The organism is Diplocloster modestus, assembly GCF_019042245.1.
GTDB lineage: Bacteria > Bacillota > Clostridia > Lachnospirales > Lachnospiraceae > Diplocloster > Diplocloster modestus.
On the sequence record NZ_JAHQCX010000011.1, the window covers coordinates 129,697 to 146,252 of the forward strand.

General features: G+C 48.1%; 16 protein-coding genes. 7 read left to right on the forward strand and 9 right to left on the reverse strand.

The window, feature by feature from the left end; genetic code table 11:
• Position 1 precedes the first annotated feature (1 nt).
• Positions 2-487, forward strand: a complete 486-nt coding sequence (locus tag KTH90_RS15965; RefSeq protein WP_158352100.1) for a GNAT family N-acetyltransferase — start codon at positions 2-4, stop codon at positions 485-487.
• Between the two features lie 85 nt (positions 488-572).
• On the opposite strand, the gene KTH90_RS15970 is transcribed toward KTH90_RS15965, so the two are convergent.
• Positions 573-821, reverse strand: a complete 249-nt coding sequence (locus KTH90_RS15970) for a DUF234 domain-containing protein (protein ID WP_158352099.1) — start codon at positions 819-821, stop codon at positions 573-575.
• Positions 822-840: 19 nt separating this feature from the next.
• On the reverse strand, positions 841-996 hold the full coding sequence (locus KTH90_RS15975) for a hypothetical protein (RefSeq protein WP_238727045.1): 156 nt from the start codon (positions 994-996) through the stop codon (positions 841-843).
• A gap of 286 nt (positions 997-1,282) precedes the next feature.
• Here KTH90_RS15975 and KTH90_RS15980 point away from each other — a divergent pair, with 286 nt between their 5' ends.
• Complete coding sequence (locus KTH90_RS15980) at positions 1,283-1,486, forward strand: cold-shock protein (RefSeq protein WP_158342780.1); 204 nt, start codon at positions 1,283-1,285, stop codon at positions 1,484-1,486.
• Between the two features lie 102 nt (positions 1,487-1,588).
• Here KTH90_RS15980 and KTH90_RS15985 read toward each other — a convergent pair whose 3' ends face one another.
• Positions 1,589-2,869: a Gfo/Idh/MocA family protein gene (locus KTH90_RS15985; RefSeq protein WP_158352097.1), complete on the reverse strand. Its 1,281-nt coding sequence runs from the start codon at positions 2,867-2,869 to the stop codon at positions 1,589-1,591.
• Positions 2,870-3,519: 650 nt separating this feature from the next.
• Between KTH90_RS15985 and KTH90_RS15990 the strand changes: the two genes are divergently transcribed.
• Complete coding sequence (locus KTH90_RS15990; RefSeq protein WP_158352095.1) at positions 3,520-5,235, forward strand: DUF502 domain-containing protein; 1,716 nt, start codon at positions 3,520-3,522, stop codon at positions 5,233-5,235.
• A 5-nt stretch (positions 5,236-5,240) separates the two neighbouring features.
• Here KTH90_RS15990 and KTH90_RS15995 read toward each other — a convergent pair whose 3' ends face one another.
• Positions 5,241-5,795 carry a chromate transporter gene (locus KTH90_RS15995; protein WP_158352093.1) on the reverse strand — a complete coding sequence of 185 codons (555 nt, stop codon included), beginning with the start codon at positions 5,793-5,795 and terminating at the stop codon, positions 5,241-5,243.
• Entirely contained in the window at positions 5,792-6,367 is a 576-nt protein-coding gene (locus tag KTH90_RS16000; RefSeq protein ID WP_158352092.1) for a chromate transporter, read from the reverse strand. Before KTH90_RS16000 ends, KTH90_RS15995 begins: the two co-directional genes overlap by 4 nt.
• Before the next feature lie 368 nt (positions 6,368-6,735).
• Here KTH90_RS16000 and KTH90_RS16005 point away from each other — a divergent pair, with 368 nt between their 5' ends.
• The 3 genes from KTH90_RS16005 to KTH90_RS16015 all read left to right on the forward strand — a co-directional run bounded on the left by KTH90_RS16005 (position 6,736) and on the right by KTH90_RS16015 (position 11,176).
• Positions 6,736-7,632 carry a LysR family transcriptional regulator gene (locus KTH90_RS16005; RefSeq protein ID WP_238727046.1) on the forward strand — a complete coding sequence of 299 codons (897 nt, stop codon included), beginning with the start codon at positions 6,736-6,738 and terminating at the stop codon, positions 7,630-7,632.
• Positions 7,633-7,812: 180 nt separating this feature from the next.
• Positions 7,813-9,621 carry a diguanylate cyclase domain-containing protein gene (locus tag KTH90_RS16010; RefSeq protein ID WP_158352088.1) on the forward strand — a complete coding sequence of 603 codons (1,809 nt, stop codon included), beginning with the start codon at positions 7,813-7,815 and terminating at the stop codon, positions 9,619-9,621.
• A gap of 220 nt (positions 9,622-9,841) precedes the next feature.
• Positions 9,842-11,176, forward strand: a complete 1,335-nt coding sequence (locus KTH90_RS16015; RefSeq protein WP_158352086.1) for an MATE family efflux transporter — start codon at positions 9,842-9,844, stop codon at positions 11,174-11,176.
• A 1-nt stretch (position 11,177) separates the two neighbouring features.
• Here KTH90_RS16015 and KTH90_RS16020 read toward each other — a convergent pair whose 3' ends face one another.
• Both KTH90_RS16020 and KTH90_RS16025 read right to left on the reverse strand, forming a co-directional pair.
• A complete protein-coding gene (locus KTH90_RS16020; protein ID WP_158352084.1) occupies positions 11,178-12,416 on the reverse strand; it encodes an MFS transporter in 1,239 nt (412 codons plus the stop codon).
• A 124-nt stretch (positions 12,417-12,540) separates the two neighbouring features.
• Entirely contained in the window at positions 12,541-13,179 is a 639-nt protein-coding gene (locus KTH90_RS16025) for a TetR/AcrR family transcriptional regulator (RefSeq protein WP_158352082.1), read from the reverse strand.
• A gap of 460 nt (positions 13,180-13,639) precedes the next feature.
• Here KTH90_RS16025 and KTH90_RS16030 point away from each other — a divergent pair, with 460 nt between their 5' ends.
• Positions 13,640-14,770, forward strand: a complete 1,131-nt coding sequence (locus KTH90_RS16030) for an aldo/keto reductase (protein WP_158352080.1) — start codon at positions 13,640-13,642, stop codon at positions 14,768-14,770.
• Between the two features lie 187 nt (positions 14,771-14,957).
• On the opposite strand, the gene sdaAA is transcribed toward KTH90_RS16030, so the two are convergent.
• Together sdaAA and sdaAB are read right to left on the reverse strand one after the other, a co-directional pair.
• Positions 14,958-15,833 carry an L-serine ammonia-lyase, iron-sulfur-dependent, subunit alpha gene (sdaAA, locus tag KTH90_RS16035; protein WP_158352078.1) on the reverse strand — a complete coding sequence of 292 codons (876 nt, stop codon included), beginning with the start codon at positions 15,831-15,833 and terminating at the stop codon, positions 14,958-14,960.
• The gene (gene sdaAB / locus KTH90_RS16040) at positions 15,833-16,504 is read right to left on the reverse strand and encodes an L-serine ammonia-lyase, iron-sulfur-dependent subunit beta (RefSeq protein WP_158352076.1); all 672 of its coding nucleotides are present in this window, start codon (positions 16,502-16,504) and stop codon (positions 15,833-15,835) included. Before sdaAB ends, sdaAA begins: the two co-directional genes overlap by 1 nt.
• Positions 16,505-16,556 lie beyond the last annotated feature (52 nt).

Here is a 16,556-nt window from a genome sequence, read left to right on the forward strand (position 1 = left end):
TATGAGGATCAGACCGATAAAAAAGGAAGAAATCTTGCTTTTGACAGATTTCGTATATGAAGCGATCTATCAGAGGGATGCAAAGAATCCGCTGCCGAGAACTGTGATACAGGACGCATCCATATGGATCTATATTGACCGGTTTGGCTCAAAAAAAGATGACCATTGCCTGGTTGCTGAGGTTGACAGCTATGTGGTGGGCGCTTGCTGGGTCCGCCGTATTAAGGCATTTGGACATGTGGAGGAATCCGTTCCTGAATTTGCGATATCCGTCTATCCGCAGTACAGAGGGATGGGCGTTGGAACGGAATTAATGAAGGAGATGCTTCTGCTTTTGAGGAGGAAGGTATATGCAAAAGCCTCCCTTGCAGTCCAGAAAGACAATTATGCCGTCTCGATGTATAAAAAGGCTGGCTTTGAGATCATGGATGAAAACGAACAGGAATATATTATGGTTTGTAACCTGAATGGACCGGAAATCCTTTGACATAGCTTCCGCCCCGGCGCGATAATCGTAGGTGAAGGAAAGGAGGCATCGGTCATCTCTTTCGATGGCCGATGCCCTTTTCCAACTAATGGGTCAAGATCTTTTGACTTGGCTTAAAATACAATGAACGATCGATCATTTCGTCATAACTCACAAACTCAACATTACCCATATCTGTCGCCTTATCAATACAGCCTTTTGTAAATCCTGTTTTGGTAACCTTTTCATTTGTCCACTTGCACTCAGCAAACAGGGCGATATCCCTATCCGTTCCCATAATGTCAATTTCTTCTTGGGATTTGGTTTTGGGATTAGCTCCCCACCAACGACCAATATCACTGAATGTTTATGATTTACTGAGGAACCTTTGAGCTGGACAGATTCGTATTATCACGTATAAGCAGGTTGTCGAACACAGCTTTTTCGTCTGTGGAAGAAGCCTGGTCAGCAGACATACGGAAGCCCACATTTCCGATCTCAGGTAAGCGGTTATCCTTGCGCTCGTCCACATTGATTGTCCACGTCGATCCGCTCCTGGATTCCAGATGTGAGGGGGTATACCGATTCCGGGTAATATCTTTCGAACTTTTGGAAAGGAAAAGGGTAGGAAAAAGATGGGAAAAAGTGATTTTTTATTTGACTTTTTTTGGCAGATATGCTATTCTAATTTTGGTATTGATAGGTTGATTAGATTCACATATTTTTGTAAGTCATCGATTTATTGGATGCTTTACAAAAATATGTGATTTTTTTTCACCCGGAATACAAATAATTTTATTTTAGGAGGTATCTTTCATGAACAAAGGTACAGTAAAATGGTTTAATGCACAGAAGGGTTATGGATTCATTACCAACGATAACGGCGGGGAAGATGTATTCGTACATTTTTCCGGTATTGCTGGAGATGGATACAAGAGCCTGGAAGAAGGACAGAGCGTAACGTTTGATATTACGAACGGTAACCGCGGACCTCAGGCAGTCAACGTTTGCGTTGCTTAATTAAACCGACAATGAAAATGACTTCGGAAGAATCTTCTGAAGTCATTTTTTTCTTTTCTTTCAGCCTTTGCTGCCGGGTAAAAGAAATTCTCAAGTGCGTATCTAATATCTTCGCGTTTCACCGCTATTTTCCCTGGACGCTTCTGCCAGAAAAACCAATTTGTGCCCGACCATGGAATCCGCCAGAGTGGTGCAGCAGGGAGAGCAGGGTTCTCCTCTCAATATAGAGAGGAAGTCCTGCACGATAGCCTGATCTCCGTTACCGTGCGGATTGCCATGTTGATCTTTGGATACATCAATGATTCGGCTGGTTCTTCCACCCGGGCTGCCGGGGGCAATCTTGTGTACGGTAAAATATTCGCTTTCAAAATTTCCAATAATCTCGCCTTTGGTCCCGGTAATATGAATATTTCTTCCGGAAGCAGAGGCCCCGCCGTTCATGGAGAAGGTTCCAGTGGCCCCGTCGGCAAATTGTATCAGTATCGACTGATGATCTACAATCTTTAGCCCGCAGCGGTATACACAGCGGCTGTAGGGGTTGTCCTTGTTATGGAGAAGCCTTATTTTTTCCTCTATTGCAGGGGTTTCTGTCCCAATGTCATGCCAGATATTATTTGCCCATCGCTGGGGATTTTCTATATACAGCCTTTTTGCGGAGTATATGCAGTCACGTTCAGCAGGACAGTTGAGCAGACAGTGGGTACCGGCATGTTCCGGTGCCATTTCCGGTATGAACTGTATGACGGAACCGACACTGGAAACTGTTTTCGGCAAATTTTCCTTCATGAGCCATGCCATAATATCGAGGTCATGACTGCATTTCGATAGGAGCATACCAGAACCGCATAGTTCAGGGGAAGCATATTTTCCCCTCACATAGGACACGGATTCATGAAAATAGCTGACCTGTTCATTCATGTGAATATGTATGACTTTGCCGATTTCCCCGCTATTGAGCAGTTTCTGAATTTCCCTGTAAAAAGGAGCATAGCGCAGCACATGGCAGACCATAACGATACGGCCTGTTTCCTCTGCGCAGTGAAGCAGAAGATCCGCCTCCTTTTGATTAACGGCAAATGGTTTTTCCAAAAGGACATCATATCCATGGCGCAGCAGTGGAATAGTCGTGGATACATGCTGGGGGTCCATCGTACCATTGATGACAGCATCTGCGAATCTGGGAACGGCGGTCAGTTCATCGACAGATGTGAAACAATGATCGTCTGGAATCCGGAATAATCGCTGCGCGGTGCGTATCCGGTTCAAACTGACATCCACAACACCGGTGATGAGAAACAGTTCGGGATGAAGCAAAGCTTCCCTGGCATATATCATTGCTCTGGCACCCATGCCAACAACAATGATACGCAACGGTTGATTCATAAAATTTCTCACTTTCTTCCTATTGTGTAGTTTCTATTCATATATTTAAAGCCTTCCTTAGATTCTAGTATTTAAGAGGTTGTATGTCAATATATAGCGTTAAGGGAGGGGACTGGCATCTTTCGGTAGGAAAGCCAGGTTTTCAAGCAGCTGCGTGGAGAAAGGGGCCTGTCCCCGGATGCCGGTCAGTTCGAGGAAAAAAACGCCTGCTTCCCCGAATATGGGACGATTCCAGTCAACATCCGGGGACAGGCCCCTTTCTCCACGCACTTGCTTGAAAACCTGGCTTTCCTACCGAAAGATGCCAGTCCCCTCCGCTTAGGAATATTTATAAAAAAACTGTAACATGTTTAAAATAATGTGGTAAAATATAAAAAGGTAAAATATTACATATGTAATTATTACTAAAATAATAAAAAATAGTAGCGCTCGACAATACCTCGCTGACTATTTTTTATGCATCGCACATAAGTGCCCACAATACAGGCACTAAGTGCTCATAGCTATAAAAAATAGTAGCGCTCGAAAGTACCTCGCTGACTATTTTTCATGCATCGCACGTAAGCGGCTAAAGAACAGCCGCTAAGTGCTCATAGCTATAAAAAATCATGATCAAAAAGTTTAAAATCAAATCAGGAAGAAGGAAAACGATGACAGAGAATCATAAAACAAGGGAACATTCCTATGCACATGTAGTATTCGGCATATTATGCATGATGGTAACACTGGCCACGGCCGCACTGACAGGGGTATTCCTGCTATTGGTCCGGCCACTGGGCTATGAATTTACAACAGACTGGATTCTGGTTTGGGTCGTAACGCTTGGGACCGGGTTCTGCCTGTTGGGGCTCGCCTGTTTTTTGTGGTGGAAAAAATGGGCGAGGATCGGTCTGCTGGCAGCAGTACTAGCTACATTTATAATCGGACTGCTGGTACTGCCGGCCTTTGTTACGCAGGAGTCTCTTGTGAAGGTCAGTTTTTCCCCGGATTATAAGCATCTGCTGGTACTTAAGGGAGAAGAAAAAACCGGCCAGATATTCGAATACCGGACCCGTTTTTATCTGTTTGCGAGAAAACAGCAGCAATTTTCCTATACCGTGAAAGACGAGCTGAAACTTCAGTGGCTGGCGGATGACGTGTGCGCCGTCACCTACGAATCTACGGACCAGCAGGTCCATCAGTATCTTGCCACCTACGGGGACCGCGGGAATGGTATCAGCTATTATTATGTAGCGGCAGCGATACATGGAAACTGGACCCTGGCGGATAAGAACACAGCCGGATGGTTTATAGAGTCGGATCAGAACGGGATCACCGTGGGAAATGCAAGCTTTCAGGAGACCTATGCTTATGAGGACTGCGTGCAGTTCGGGACTCTTGCGCTGGCGCTTTGCAGCAATGGTCTGCCCCGCTGGAATATCGTTTTAAACGAAAACTGTGTGCTTTCAGACAGCGGCCTGATAAAAAATGGAGGGACCATCACACTCTGTCAGGTATCTATGGAGCGGACAGCTCCCATCGAGATGTTCTGTACCACGCCGGAAAAAGAGCAGGCGGTTCAGCCTGCGGAAGAGCTGCCCACGCAAGAGGAGATCGAAGAGAGCTCGATCGCTCAGATGAAAAATTTCCTCAGTGAGGATCCGACCCTTTCCAATATGGAATCCCAGGATGGAATCATCAAGATATCCAGTGATTCGGATAATCCCTACTGGATTGCCCTCCTGGCCCTCAAAGCAGAGCGAATGGAATACGCCGTTAACGGTGTGGACGTACGGGTACAGCTCAATCAGTGTGCGATGACGGCCGGTGATAAAAAGGACTGCCTGCTTTCCCTGGAGACGACTGAGCTGGCAGTATCGCCCGGCAATCAGGGAAGCCCGCCTGAGGGAGAGAACATAACGATGCGATACCGGATCCGGATCATGAGGGGAGAAGGGACCTATCTGGCCCTGATCCTTCCCTATGACGCTGATGGTACGCAGGGTCTGGAAAAGCGGAAGGTGCAGCCGGTAGACCTGGCAGCTGATCCCGCGTACCATTTTTTTATACCAGGAAAATATGATACGACCTATATGTATGTCAGCAGGCTGAGCCCGGCTGATGCGGCAGAAAAACTTTATCAGAGCGCGCTTCAGCCGGATTACCCGAAAGCGGTAAAAAGCAGGGAGGAAGGTGCCCCGGGATATCTGCTGGACGCAGAAACCAATACCTTTCTCTATTACGACGGAATCGCACAGGATCTGGAAAACTATCGGTTCTGGCTGGTTCAGATCCCTTCCGGTGATCTGGACAGCTCACAAGGGCAGATTAAGACCATCGTAACTTACCAGGTCAATATCCTAAGCGGGGAATTCCGCAGTTTGTGATGAAATTAATACAGGAATATCCCCGCCAGCCCACAGAGGGTCATTAACAGAATCGGATGGATTTTCCATTTCCGCAGGGCAAAGAAGGAGAGGGCGAACAGCACTACCGCGGTCAGATTCAGAGGAAGACCCAAAATTTTGGTATCGCTTTGGAAGGCTAATGCCACGATGGTCAGCGCGCAGGAGGCGATCAGCCCCACGGAGGCTGATTTGAGACCGCTCAGAACCGGCTGGATCCAGCTGGTCTGCTGATGTTTTTTGAAAAAACGGTATAAAAAAAGGGAGATGAGATATCCGGATATGATACAGCCGAATGTGGCGGCCGCCGCGCCCCCCAGGCCTGCGATGCGCATTCCTACAAAAGTGGAGGTGTTCACGGCCAGCGGACCGGGAGTCATCTGGGAAATGGTAATGATATCTGTGAATTCCTGCATCGTGAGCCAGGCGTGCAGGTCGATGACCTGCTGGCGGATCAGCGGGATCGTGGCATAACCGCCTCCGATACTGAAAAAACCGATTTGCAGGAAGGAATAGAGCAGAGAAAAGAGCTGTTCTGTCATGAAACCCGCCCCCTTAATTGTTTCCGGATTTTGCACTCTGCCAGGCACAGCAGGGCGCTGCCAAGGATCAGGAGACAGACATTGATATGAAGAATACTGCTGGCCAGAAAAGTGGCGGGAACCAGCAGGGTGAGTATAAGCCTGCGTTCCTGGAAGATGGTCCTGCACATATCGATGGTCATATCTACGATCAGAGCGGCGACGCCGGCCTCCATACCCTTAAGAACAGCGGAGACCACGTGGCTGCTGCGGAAAGCGTCGTAGCCGAACGATATCAGGGATATCAGCAGCAGGGGAGGCAGAACGGCTGCGATACAGCTGACGGCTGCCCCCAGTCTGCCAAGCGTCCGGTAGCCGGCCAGGACTGAGAGATTTACCGCTATGGCTCCGGGTGAAGACTGGGCGATCGCAGCCATTTCCAGCAGTTCTTCTTCAGAGAAGAGCTGCTTTTTTTCTACAAAATATCTGCGGATCATGGGGATGACCACATATCCGCCGCCAAACGTAAAAGCGCTGATAAAAAAATTAATGCCGAAAAGCCAGGGCAGGTTTTTGGGGATACAGGATTTCATAAGTGAATGTTCCTTTCTGAATTTTCAGCGGAGTGGGAGGGGACTGGCATCTTTCGGCAGGAAAGCGAAATCTTCAAGTAACCACGTGGAGAAAGGAGCCTGTCCCCGGATGTTGACTCGTATAGTCCCACATCCAGGCGCTTTTTTTGCACATTGACCGGCATCCGGGGACTGGCCCCTTTCTCCACGCAGCTGCTTGAAGATTTCACTTTTTTGCCGAAAGGTGCCAGTCCCCTCCCATAATGACCATGAATCGTAACGGTGATCCGATAAAAGGTTCTGCTCTTTTAGTATAAGGGTTGATTACCTATAAGTAAAATGGTATTATTTTATATAATTCATAACTAATTAGTAATACAAATAGGGGAGTGAAAGAAGAGATGACGATCAGGCATCTGCGAATATTTCAGACCGTGTGCACACAGGGGAGCATTACCAGGGCGGCTCAGGCTCTTTATATGACCCAGCCTGCGGTTTCCCATGCAATCAGTGAGTTAGAGCGGGAGGCGGGCTGTGAATTATTTGACCGGATCTCCAGAAAAATCTATCTGAATGAAACGGGTAAGCTGTTTTTGGAGAAAGTATCCCGCGTTCTGGAAATGTATGATGAATTGGAAAATGGAGCCCGTATGTTAGAAGAACAGGCGATCCTTCGGATTGGTTCCAATATTACCATTGGATACCATTGGCTTCCGCTTATAATGGAAGAATTCCGGACCGTCTGCCCTGATGTTCCAGTCCAGGTATCGGTAGCACAGGCGAGAGAGATAACCGAACAGCTGTTAAATCATGAGATAGATCTGGCACTGATCGAGGGACCGATTGAGCAGGAGGCGCTGGTACGGATACCTTTCTCTTCTTACCGCCTGATTCCCGTATGCGCACCTGTATGCGCGCTGGCGAAAAGAAAAGCGGGGCTGGCAGAATTCCTGGAATATCCTTTGCTATTAAGAGAACAGGGCAGTGCCATAAGGGATACCTTTGACAGCATGCTCAGAATTCATAACCTGACGGCAAAGCCTGCCTGGACCAGTGTGAACTCCCAGGTGCTGATCCAGGCGGTGGAACATAACCTGGGAGTCAGCGTTCTGCCGGATGTATTGGCGGAGTCCAAGATCCGCGAGGGGACCATGGTCCAGGCAAATGTTAACAAATGGAGTCTTGCAAATACGAATCATCTCGTATATCATAAAGATAAGTTCCTGACTGCGCCCATGCAGTCATGGATACGAGTCGTTAAAAATATGAGTGAGCGTGCGGATTAAAATGTTACTATTATCATTAAAATATCAATTTTATACATTCTGATAAATCCCGTTTCTAATGCTGAGAATATTGTATATAATATTAGAAAATAGTAGCGCTTAAAGAAACCCTCGCTGACTATTTTTTATGCATTGCTGACTATATTCCATACATCGCACGCGGCACACAGGAGGTAAGAAATGTCTCTGGAGCAGAACGCGCTTGACTTTATTAAACGAATGCAAACTTTATATTTTGAACGCAGAGATCACGAAAACGTCCTGACCATGATGACCGAAGAGACCAGCTGGATCGGTACCGGTGAAAATGAGGTGTGCAGGGGGCTTCAGGAAGCCAGACAGGCTTTCATAAGGGAAAAACAGGAGTATTCCGGTACTTTTCACATATTGAGATCAAACTATACGGCGGTGCCGTTAAACGAGAGCGACTGTCTGGTATACGGAGAATTAAGCGCCCGGGCCAAAAGCCAGAATGTGGCGGATCTGCATCACCGGGTAAGTGCCGTCTGCAGGCTCACCCCCGAAGGAATGAAGCTGATACATCTTCATATTTCCGATCCGAATCTGGATCAGGAGCCCGACCGTTTTTTCGTTTCGAAAAACAATCTGACTGACCGGCAGCATATGAAGGAACGGATGGAAAAAACGGCACACGAGTTAAAAGTACGCAATGAGGAGCTGGAAGCGCTTACGGAGAATATACCCGGCGGTGTTCACAGATGCCGCAATGATGAATATCTTACCCTGTTATCTATGAGTAAGAGCTTTCTTTCGATGCTGGGCTATACGAGGCAGGAGATCAAAGAGATTTACCAGGACCGGTTTCTGAATCTGATCCATCCTGCTGATCAGGAAGAGACAAAAAAAAGCCTGCAACGTCAGTTGAGTATAGGAAATACCGTAGAAATAGAATACCGGATTACCTGTAAAAATGGGAAGATCCGCTGGATCCTGGACAGAGGAAGGCTGGCAAAAGCGTATGACGGCACGCAGACATTTTTTTGTATGATGATAGATATCACTCAGAGGAAGCAGGAGCAGGAGACGCTGCGCCTGAGCCTGGAGCGGCATCAGGTGATTATGAACCAGGCGACCGACATTATATTTGAATGGGATATCCTTAAGGATACTCTGGATTTTTCTTCCAACTGGCAGAAAAAGTTCGGTTATCAGCCGATTAAAAACCGGATCAGCCGGAAAATTCCATTTTCTGTCAACATCCATAGCGCAGATATGCCGGCTTTTATAAAAATCATGAAAGATACAGCTGCAGGTGTCCCTTATTCCGAGACAGAGTTCAGAATCAAAAATGTGAACGGAGTATACCGCTGGTGCCGGATCCGTGCTACGACCCAGTATGATGAGGAAGGCAAACCATTGAAAGCCGTGGGCGTGATCGCTGATATTGATCAGGAAAAGAAAAATACGATGAAGCTGCTGGAACGGTCGCTTAAGGACAGCCTGACCGGGCTGCTGAATAAGAAGGCGGTCGAGGAGTGGATTCTTCGGTGTATCAGGGAGCACAGGGTGGGAACCCGGCACGCTTTTATGATCCTGGATCTGGATAATTTTAAACAGATTAATGATCAATATGGACATTATTTTGGAGACCGTGTGCTTTGTGAAGTTTCAGACCAGCTCAGAAAACTATTCCGTTCCAGTGATATTTTGGGAAGGATCGGCGGAGATGAATTTCTGGTATTTATGGCGGATATCGACGACCGAAGAAGCGCGGCGGACAAGGCCGAGGCCATTCTGCTCAATATCAGGCAGATACATAGGCAGGAGAGAATCCCCACACCGGTTACCTGCAGCATCGGAATCGCGGTGTATCCGGAGGATGCGCAGGATTACGACGGCTTGTATCAATGCGCGGATCACGCGCTGTATGAGGCGAAGAACCAGGGAAAGAGCAAGTTTTCTTTCTGCGCTGGTGATCAAGACGGGCACCGGATAAAGGATATCGGAAAAAATATAGATACGATATAATATGATAGATAATAAATAATGATATAGAGAAAGCTTAACTCTGTGCCGCCGGGTCCAGAGGATTAAAGTAAGCGTCGGATTTCCTGCCGTTAGGCCTTTGAAGGCAGGAAAGATCGGGCGCTTTTTTATTTCCCAGGCAAGCGGCTCCTATGAAAGAAAAAAACACTCCGCAGGGGATCGCGCTGCGGCAGTCATAGCAGAAGGTTAACAGGAGGAATATATGAAAATCAAAGAGAAAACAGATTCCCTTATCCGGGAATTCGGTAAATATGTAAGCCTGAATGTGTTAGGAATGCTGGGACTATCCTGCTATATCCTGGCAGATACCTTTTTTATTTCCAGAGGATTGGGAGCGGACGGGCTGACGGCACTGAATCTGGCGATTCCGATCTACAGCTTTTTAAACGGGGCAGGCTTGATGACCGGGGTGGGCGCAGCTACAAAATATTCGATACAAAAAGCCCAGATGAAAGGCGGGGCGGCCAATGCAACCTTTACCCACGCATGTCTTCTATGGCTGGTTCTGGGAACCCTGTTTACGGTGGCAGGAGCAGGGTTTTGCGGACCGATTGCCGCTTTGATGGGAGGAGATGTAAAAACCTATGAAATGACCAGAATATACCTGAAGACGATTTTAAGTTTTGCCCCCTTCTTTCTCATGAATAATATTCTCATTGCCTTTATCCGAAATGACGGTGCCCCGCGGCTGGCCATGAGTGCGATGCTGGCAGGCAGTTTATCAAATATCCTGTTAGATTATATATTTATATTTCCACTCCATATGGGGATGTTCGGCGCCGCATTTGCAACCGGACTGGCTCCTGTTATCAGTATAGGCATTCTATCCGTACATCTGATCCGGCGCAGGAACGGATTCCATATCTGCCGCTGCCGTATTCGGGGCAGGAATCTGCGGAATATCTGCGCATTGGGTATGTCCGCTCTGATTACAGAGATTTCTTCCGGCATCGTGATCATTGTGTTTAACATAGTAATTCTGCAGCTGGAGGGAAATACCGGAGTGGCCGCATTTGGAGTCATCGCTAATCTGGCTTTGGTGGTCATAGCGATATTCACCGGGATTGCCCAGGGAATACAGCCGATCGTCAGCACAAACTACGGAATGGGGAATACCGGTGCTGCCAGGAAAATCCTGAGATTTGGGATAATGACGGCGCTGGGTTTCGCGGTCCTGATTTATCTGCTGACATTTGGGTTCGCGGACGGATTGGTTATGGTCTTTAACCGGGACAATGATGTGTGCCTTGAGCAATTGGCTGTGGCGGGATTAAAACTCTATTTCACCGCATTTTTGTTTGCGGGATTGAATATATTAGCGGCGTCATACTTCAGCGCCACAGAGATGCCGAAACAGTCCTTCGCCATCTCGATCATCCGGGGATGCGTCGGCATCATTCCGCTGGTCTGCCTGCTGGCTCATTTCTTTGGCATGACCGGTGTCTGGATTTCTTACCCGGTCACAGAAGCATTGACCGCGTTGCTTGCGGCCGGATTCCTGTGGTACGGGAGCCGCAGGCTGACACCAGGAAATTAAATTAAGCGTTTCTCAGAGTTCGGAATACTCTGGCGGATAAGATGGTGACAATGGCGGAGATCAGGACGGTACCCAGAATGATCACCCAGGTCTGGTTTTTAAGCAGATCAAAGAGGAACCCATACATTCCCTGGCCGATCGGCTGAGCACACATGGAAAGTGTCATGGCAAAAGAAATTACTTTGCCGATCAGGTGGGGAGGGGTTACGCTCTGCAGATAAGACAGCGTCTGTACGGTGAACATGGTGGCGCTGGCCATCAGCAAAAAGCTGCATACTGTGATGATCAGATAAGTAACCATGGCAGGAGCGCCTAAAAGTAAGGCAATTCCGACCGGCAATGTGAAGACGGTGGCGGCCAGCAGGAGCAGATGAGAGTTGGACACCTGAAGTTTTTTGGAGAGTATGCCGGTCAGGACCCCTCCGCACAGACCTCCAAAGGCCAGGGCACCTTCTGCGTAACCGCACAGCTTTAAAGATAATCCCAGAGTCTGCGTAATCAGTACAGGAAATCCGACAATCAGCATGGAGGTCAGAAACAGATTGAAGACAGCGACGATCAACATGACTTTTAATATGGTCGGGTTATCCTTTCGGATGTAGGTAACACTCTCCCGGAAATCAGCGGTAACCATGGTCAGCATACGCGTTTTGACAGGCTGCCGCTCAAAAGGAATATGGATAAAGATTTCCATAATCGCGGAACAGGTAAAGCAGACGATTCCCAGCAGAAGGATCGGTGCAAGCCCGAAGGAACCCAGCAGGATCCCCCCGATGATCGGACCTAACAGCCCGGCCAGGGAGCTGACCTGATTGATGACCGCATTGGCGGGAAGCAGATGCCCGGGACTTGTAAGCGCTGGCAAACTGGCCTGGACCGCAGGCTGGTAGGCGGCCTGGATCCCGCACAGCAGCATCATGGTGATTGTCATCAATACGACCAGATTCATCTGTGACATGGTCAGTGTGAAAATAAGGACCAGGGCAGCAGTAGTAAAATCCAAAATCACCATGATATTTCGTTTATTTACCCGGTCGGCGATGATGCCGCCGATCGGGGAGAGCAGAATCATCGGGATCATGGATAAAGCCAGCACCGTGCCGTAGACGGAAGAGGAACCCGTGATATTCAAAAGATAGAGTGGAAGTGCGAAACGCAGGATTGCGTTTCCAAATAAAGAGATAATCTGTCCAATTACCACCAGCGTAAAATCGCGGTGGAAAAGTCTGTTCTTGTTCAAGCGTAAATCCTCCTTTAAAATAGTTCAGATATAATTTTGCCATTAAAAATACCGACGTTTGGTATGTAAAAGGATAAAAGAATTTGCCCCGAAGGGCAATCCGATTGTTCTATGATAAAACTCGCTATACAATATAATCGGTATAGACTAAAAGCAGTTCCAGCATAGGATCATCCAGAAGAGGGATCCCCATAGTCTCCATCATTTCTTTCAGAAACTGAAATTTATGGCGGACGTTCTCTTTGGAATCACTGAAAACCATGGGATTCAACCATAGATTTAGCAGAATCATCAGTGCCTGTGCCAGTTCATGGGGATATTTTGACCGAATGGAACCGTCCGCTATTCCTTCCAGAATAAAAGGTTCCAGTGCAGGCGCGATAATCTCAACCGAGTCATGAAGCTGCTCCGCCAGGAATTTTGGATTTTTTAATAAATTAGGGACGGCCTGAGCGAAAGCGGTCTGTTCTTTGGAATCCAGAGATTTCAATAACATGAGTTTTAATTTCTCAAGACCGTTTAAATCCTCACGGGATATGATCTTCGTAATTAATATCTCATGAGAAGTGCTTCTGGCGATGACGGCATTGATGATATCCTCTTTTGATTTAAAATGATGGTAAATAGCACCTTTACTTAAATCACCCAGTTCATCCACGATATCCTGAATGGTCGTCTGTTCGTAACCTTTTTCCATAAATAGTTTGAAAGACACGTCCAGAATCCGTTCAACGGTTTCCTCCGGGTGCTTGTTTCTTGCCATGGGCCCACTTCCTTTACATACATTCGTTTGGTATGTTTAGAATAACACATGAAAGGAACGATGTCAAGCGGGAGAAGAAACTGAATGAGAGGGGACTGGCATCTTTCGGTAGTAACGCCCAAATCTTCAAGCAACTATGTGGAGAAAGGGGCCTGTCCCCGGATGTTGACTGGAAGGAGAAAGGGGCCTGTCCCCGGATGTTGACTGGAATGGTCCCACTTACGGAGAAGAAGGCGCTTTATTTCTTCGACTAGGACGGCATCCGGGGACAGGCCCCTTTCTCTACGCAGCTGCCGGAAGTTTAACTTTGCTGCCGAAAGGTGCCAGTCCCCTCCTATTTGCTATACTAAATACAAATTACATCAAAAATATGCTTGACTTAGAGCGAAGTTTAAGTGCTATGATAATAAAAAGTTTTGGTATTTGAGAAGTTAATAAGGGAAGAAGAGGAGCGGGATATATGGAAAACAGATACTTTGAAAGCGTGAAAGAGGAGATTTCATTACTGGGGTTTGGTTGTATGAGACTTCCTAGGATCTGTGAGGAGAAGCAGGAGATTGATGAGGAAAAGGCATTGGAGATGTTTGACTATGCGCATAAGAACGGGGTGAATTATTTTGATACGGCTTATCCTTATCATGAGGGAATGTCGGAACCATTTGTGGGGAAAGCGTTGAAGAGGTATCCCAGGGAGAGTTTCCACCTGGCCAGCAAGATGCCGCCGTGGATGCTCAAGTCTGAGTCAGATGTGGAACGGATTTTTGAGGATCAGTTAAAACGCTGCCAGGTGGACTTTTTTGATTTTTATCTGGTACATAATATTTGCGGGGAACATCTGGAAATCGTGGAGAAGTTTCATGTCTATGAGTTCCTGAAAAAGAAAAAAGAAGAGGGTAAGATCCGCCGCCTGGGATTTTCTTTTCATGATAAGCCTGCCTTGCTGAGACAAGTGACGGATACATATGAATGGGATTTTGCTCAGATCCAGCTGAACTATCTGGACTGGGAACTGCAGGATGCGAAAACCCAGTATGAGATCCTCTATGCCCATAAGATACCGGTGGTAGTGATGGAGCCGGTGCGGGGGGGAAGTCTGGCCCGTCTATCTGAGCCGGCTGTAGAGATCCTGAAAAAGGAAAATCCAAAAGTGAGTACAGCGTCCTGGGCGATCCGGTTTGCGGCATCGCTGCCAGGGGTTATGACGGTGTTAAGCGGTATGTCAGACTTTGCGCAGGTACAGGACAATGTGAATACGATGACGAATTTTAAACCGCTTACACAGAAGGAGCGGGATGTACTTATGGAGGCGCTGAATATTTACCGGTCATCCGGCACGATTCCCTGTACCGGCTGCAGATACTGTATGGAATGTCCGGCCGGAGTGGATATTCCGAAGGTCTTTGCTATTTATAATCAGTACCGGATCGATCATAATGAAATGTCCTTCCGCTCCACATATGGATATCTGGAGGAGGAAAAACAGGCGCAGCACTGCGTGAGATGCGGGAAGTGTATGGAGCACTGTCCCCAGCATATTCAGATTCCGGACAGAATGGAAGAGATTCGGGATTTTGCGGCCAGAGGCGATTGATGTAATTTTATAAACTTTTTATAAAATTTCGAATTCTTTTATAATATAGACACATTTTAAACATATTTCACCCTTATAATAAGAATCAGATAGTTGATCACACACTCACTATCTCCCCCCTCATAAAAGTGTACAAAGGGATGTGTCCTAGACACATCCCTTTGTTGTAGTGATTATTTGAATCAGGCTAATCTGGGTTTGAGTGAAGTTCTCTGGCTATGTCACAGCCGGTTTTGGTGGCAGCCAATCCGCCCTGCCCGGTTTCTCTGAGACAGGAGGGCAGAAGGGTACCGATATCGGCCATGGCGTCGATCACTTCATCTGCCGGAATGCGGCTTTCGATACCGGCCAAAGCCATCTGGGCAGCGGAAAAGGCATTTACAGCCCCTATGACATTTCGCTTAACACAGGGGACTTCCACGAGTCCGGCCACCGGGTCACAGACCAGGCCCAGCAGGTTTTTCAGTGCCATCGCCAGCGCATGGGCCGCCATTTCCGGGGTTCCTCCCTGTTGGATGACGAAAGCGGCAGCCGCCATAGCCGACGCGGTTCCCACCTCGGCCTGGCATCCGCCTTCCGCTCCGGCGATCGTGGCTCGGGTGGCTACGACCTGTCCGAACCCGGCGGCTACGTACAGAGCCTCGGTGACTTGCTGGTCATCCGCCAGCTTCCGGCGGTACAGAGGAAGTAAAAGAGCAGGCAGCACGCCGCAGGAACCGGCTGTGGGTGCGGCTACGATCCGGCGCATACAGGCGTTGGATTCCCCCATTTGAAGGGCCTGGGCGATGATCTCCCCGATCAGGCCGTTACTTAAGGAATCCTCATTTTGAATATAAGCGGACATCTTCGCGCCATCTCCGCCGCTTAAACCACTTTTGGAGCGAAGCGCTCCGTCATAGGAATCTCCGGATTCCTTCATGCGGGTCCAGAGCGTCTGCATCTGCTTTAAGGAAGCTTCGATGGAGACACCCCGGTCCCGGCAGTCATCTTCCAGGAAAAGTTTCCACAGAGGAAGCTCTTTCTCCCGGCATGCGGCCACTGCCGATTCTATGGTTTCAAACATTACATGTCCTCCTCACTGGTATTCAGATAGGTTACTTTTAATACACCCTCCAGATGTTCCGCCCAGCGGATCGCAGTCTGGGGAATGGGCTGGTCGGTTTCCACCACCATGACCGCCCGGCCGCCTCTGCTGTCCCGGTACAGATGCAGGGTGGCGATATTGACGGATTTGTGAGCCAGCATGGAGGTGATCTCTGCCACATGCCCGGGCTGGTCGATATGCTGTACGATCAGTGTGGGAGAATCCCCCGTAAAGTCTGTTTTGATTCCGTCCAGCTTCCGGATACTGATGCGGCCGCCTCCCAGGGAACAGCCCTCCACCTGGAGAAATTTGCCTGAGACACCGGATACCTTTAGCACCACCGTATTCGGATGGGCTTCTTTTAAGCGGATTTCCCGGATCGACACAGCGATCCCGCGCTCCCTTGCGAGCTCCATACTGGTGGGAATCCGCATATCATCTGACTGCATTCCGAGAAGTCCGGCCACCAGCGCACAGTCTGTTCCATGGCCTTTCCCGGTGGCAGCAAAGGAGCCGTGAAGAAGCATTTCGATCACCGCCGGCTCTTCTCCTAACAATTTTCGGGTAACGTAACCGATACGCACGGCACCTGCCGTGTGGGAACTGGACGGTCCCACCATAACGGGGCCAAGAATTTCGAACAGGTTCATATTTACCTCCGGTACCGCATCCATGACGGCCATTCTCTAAATTACATGTTTT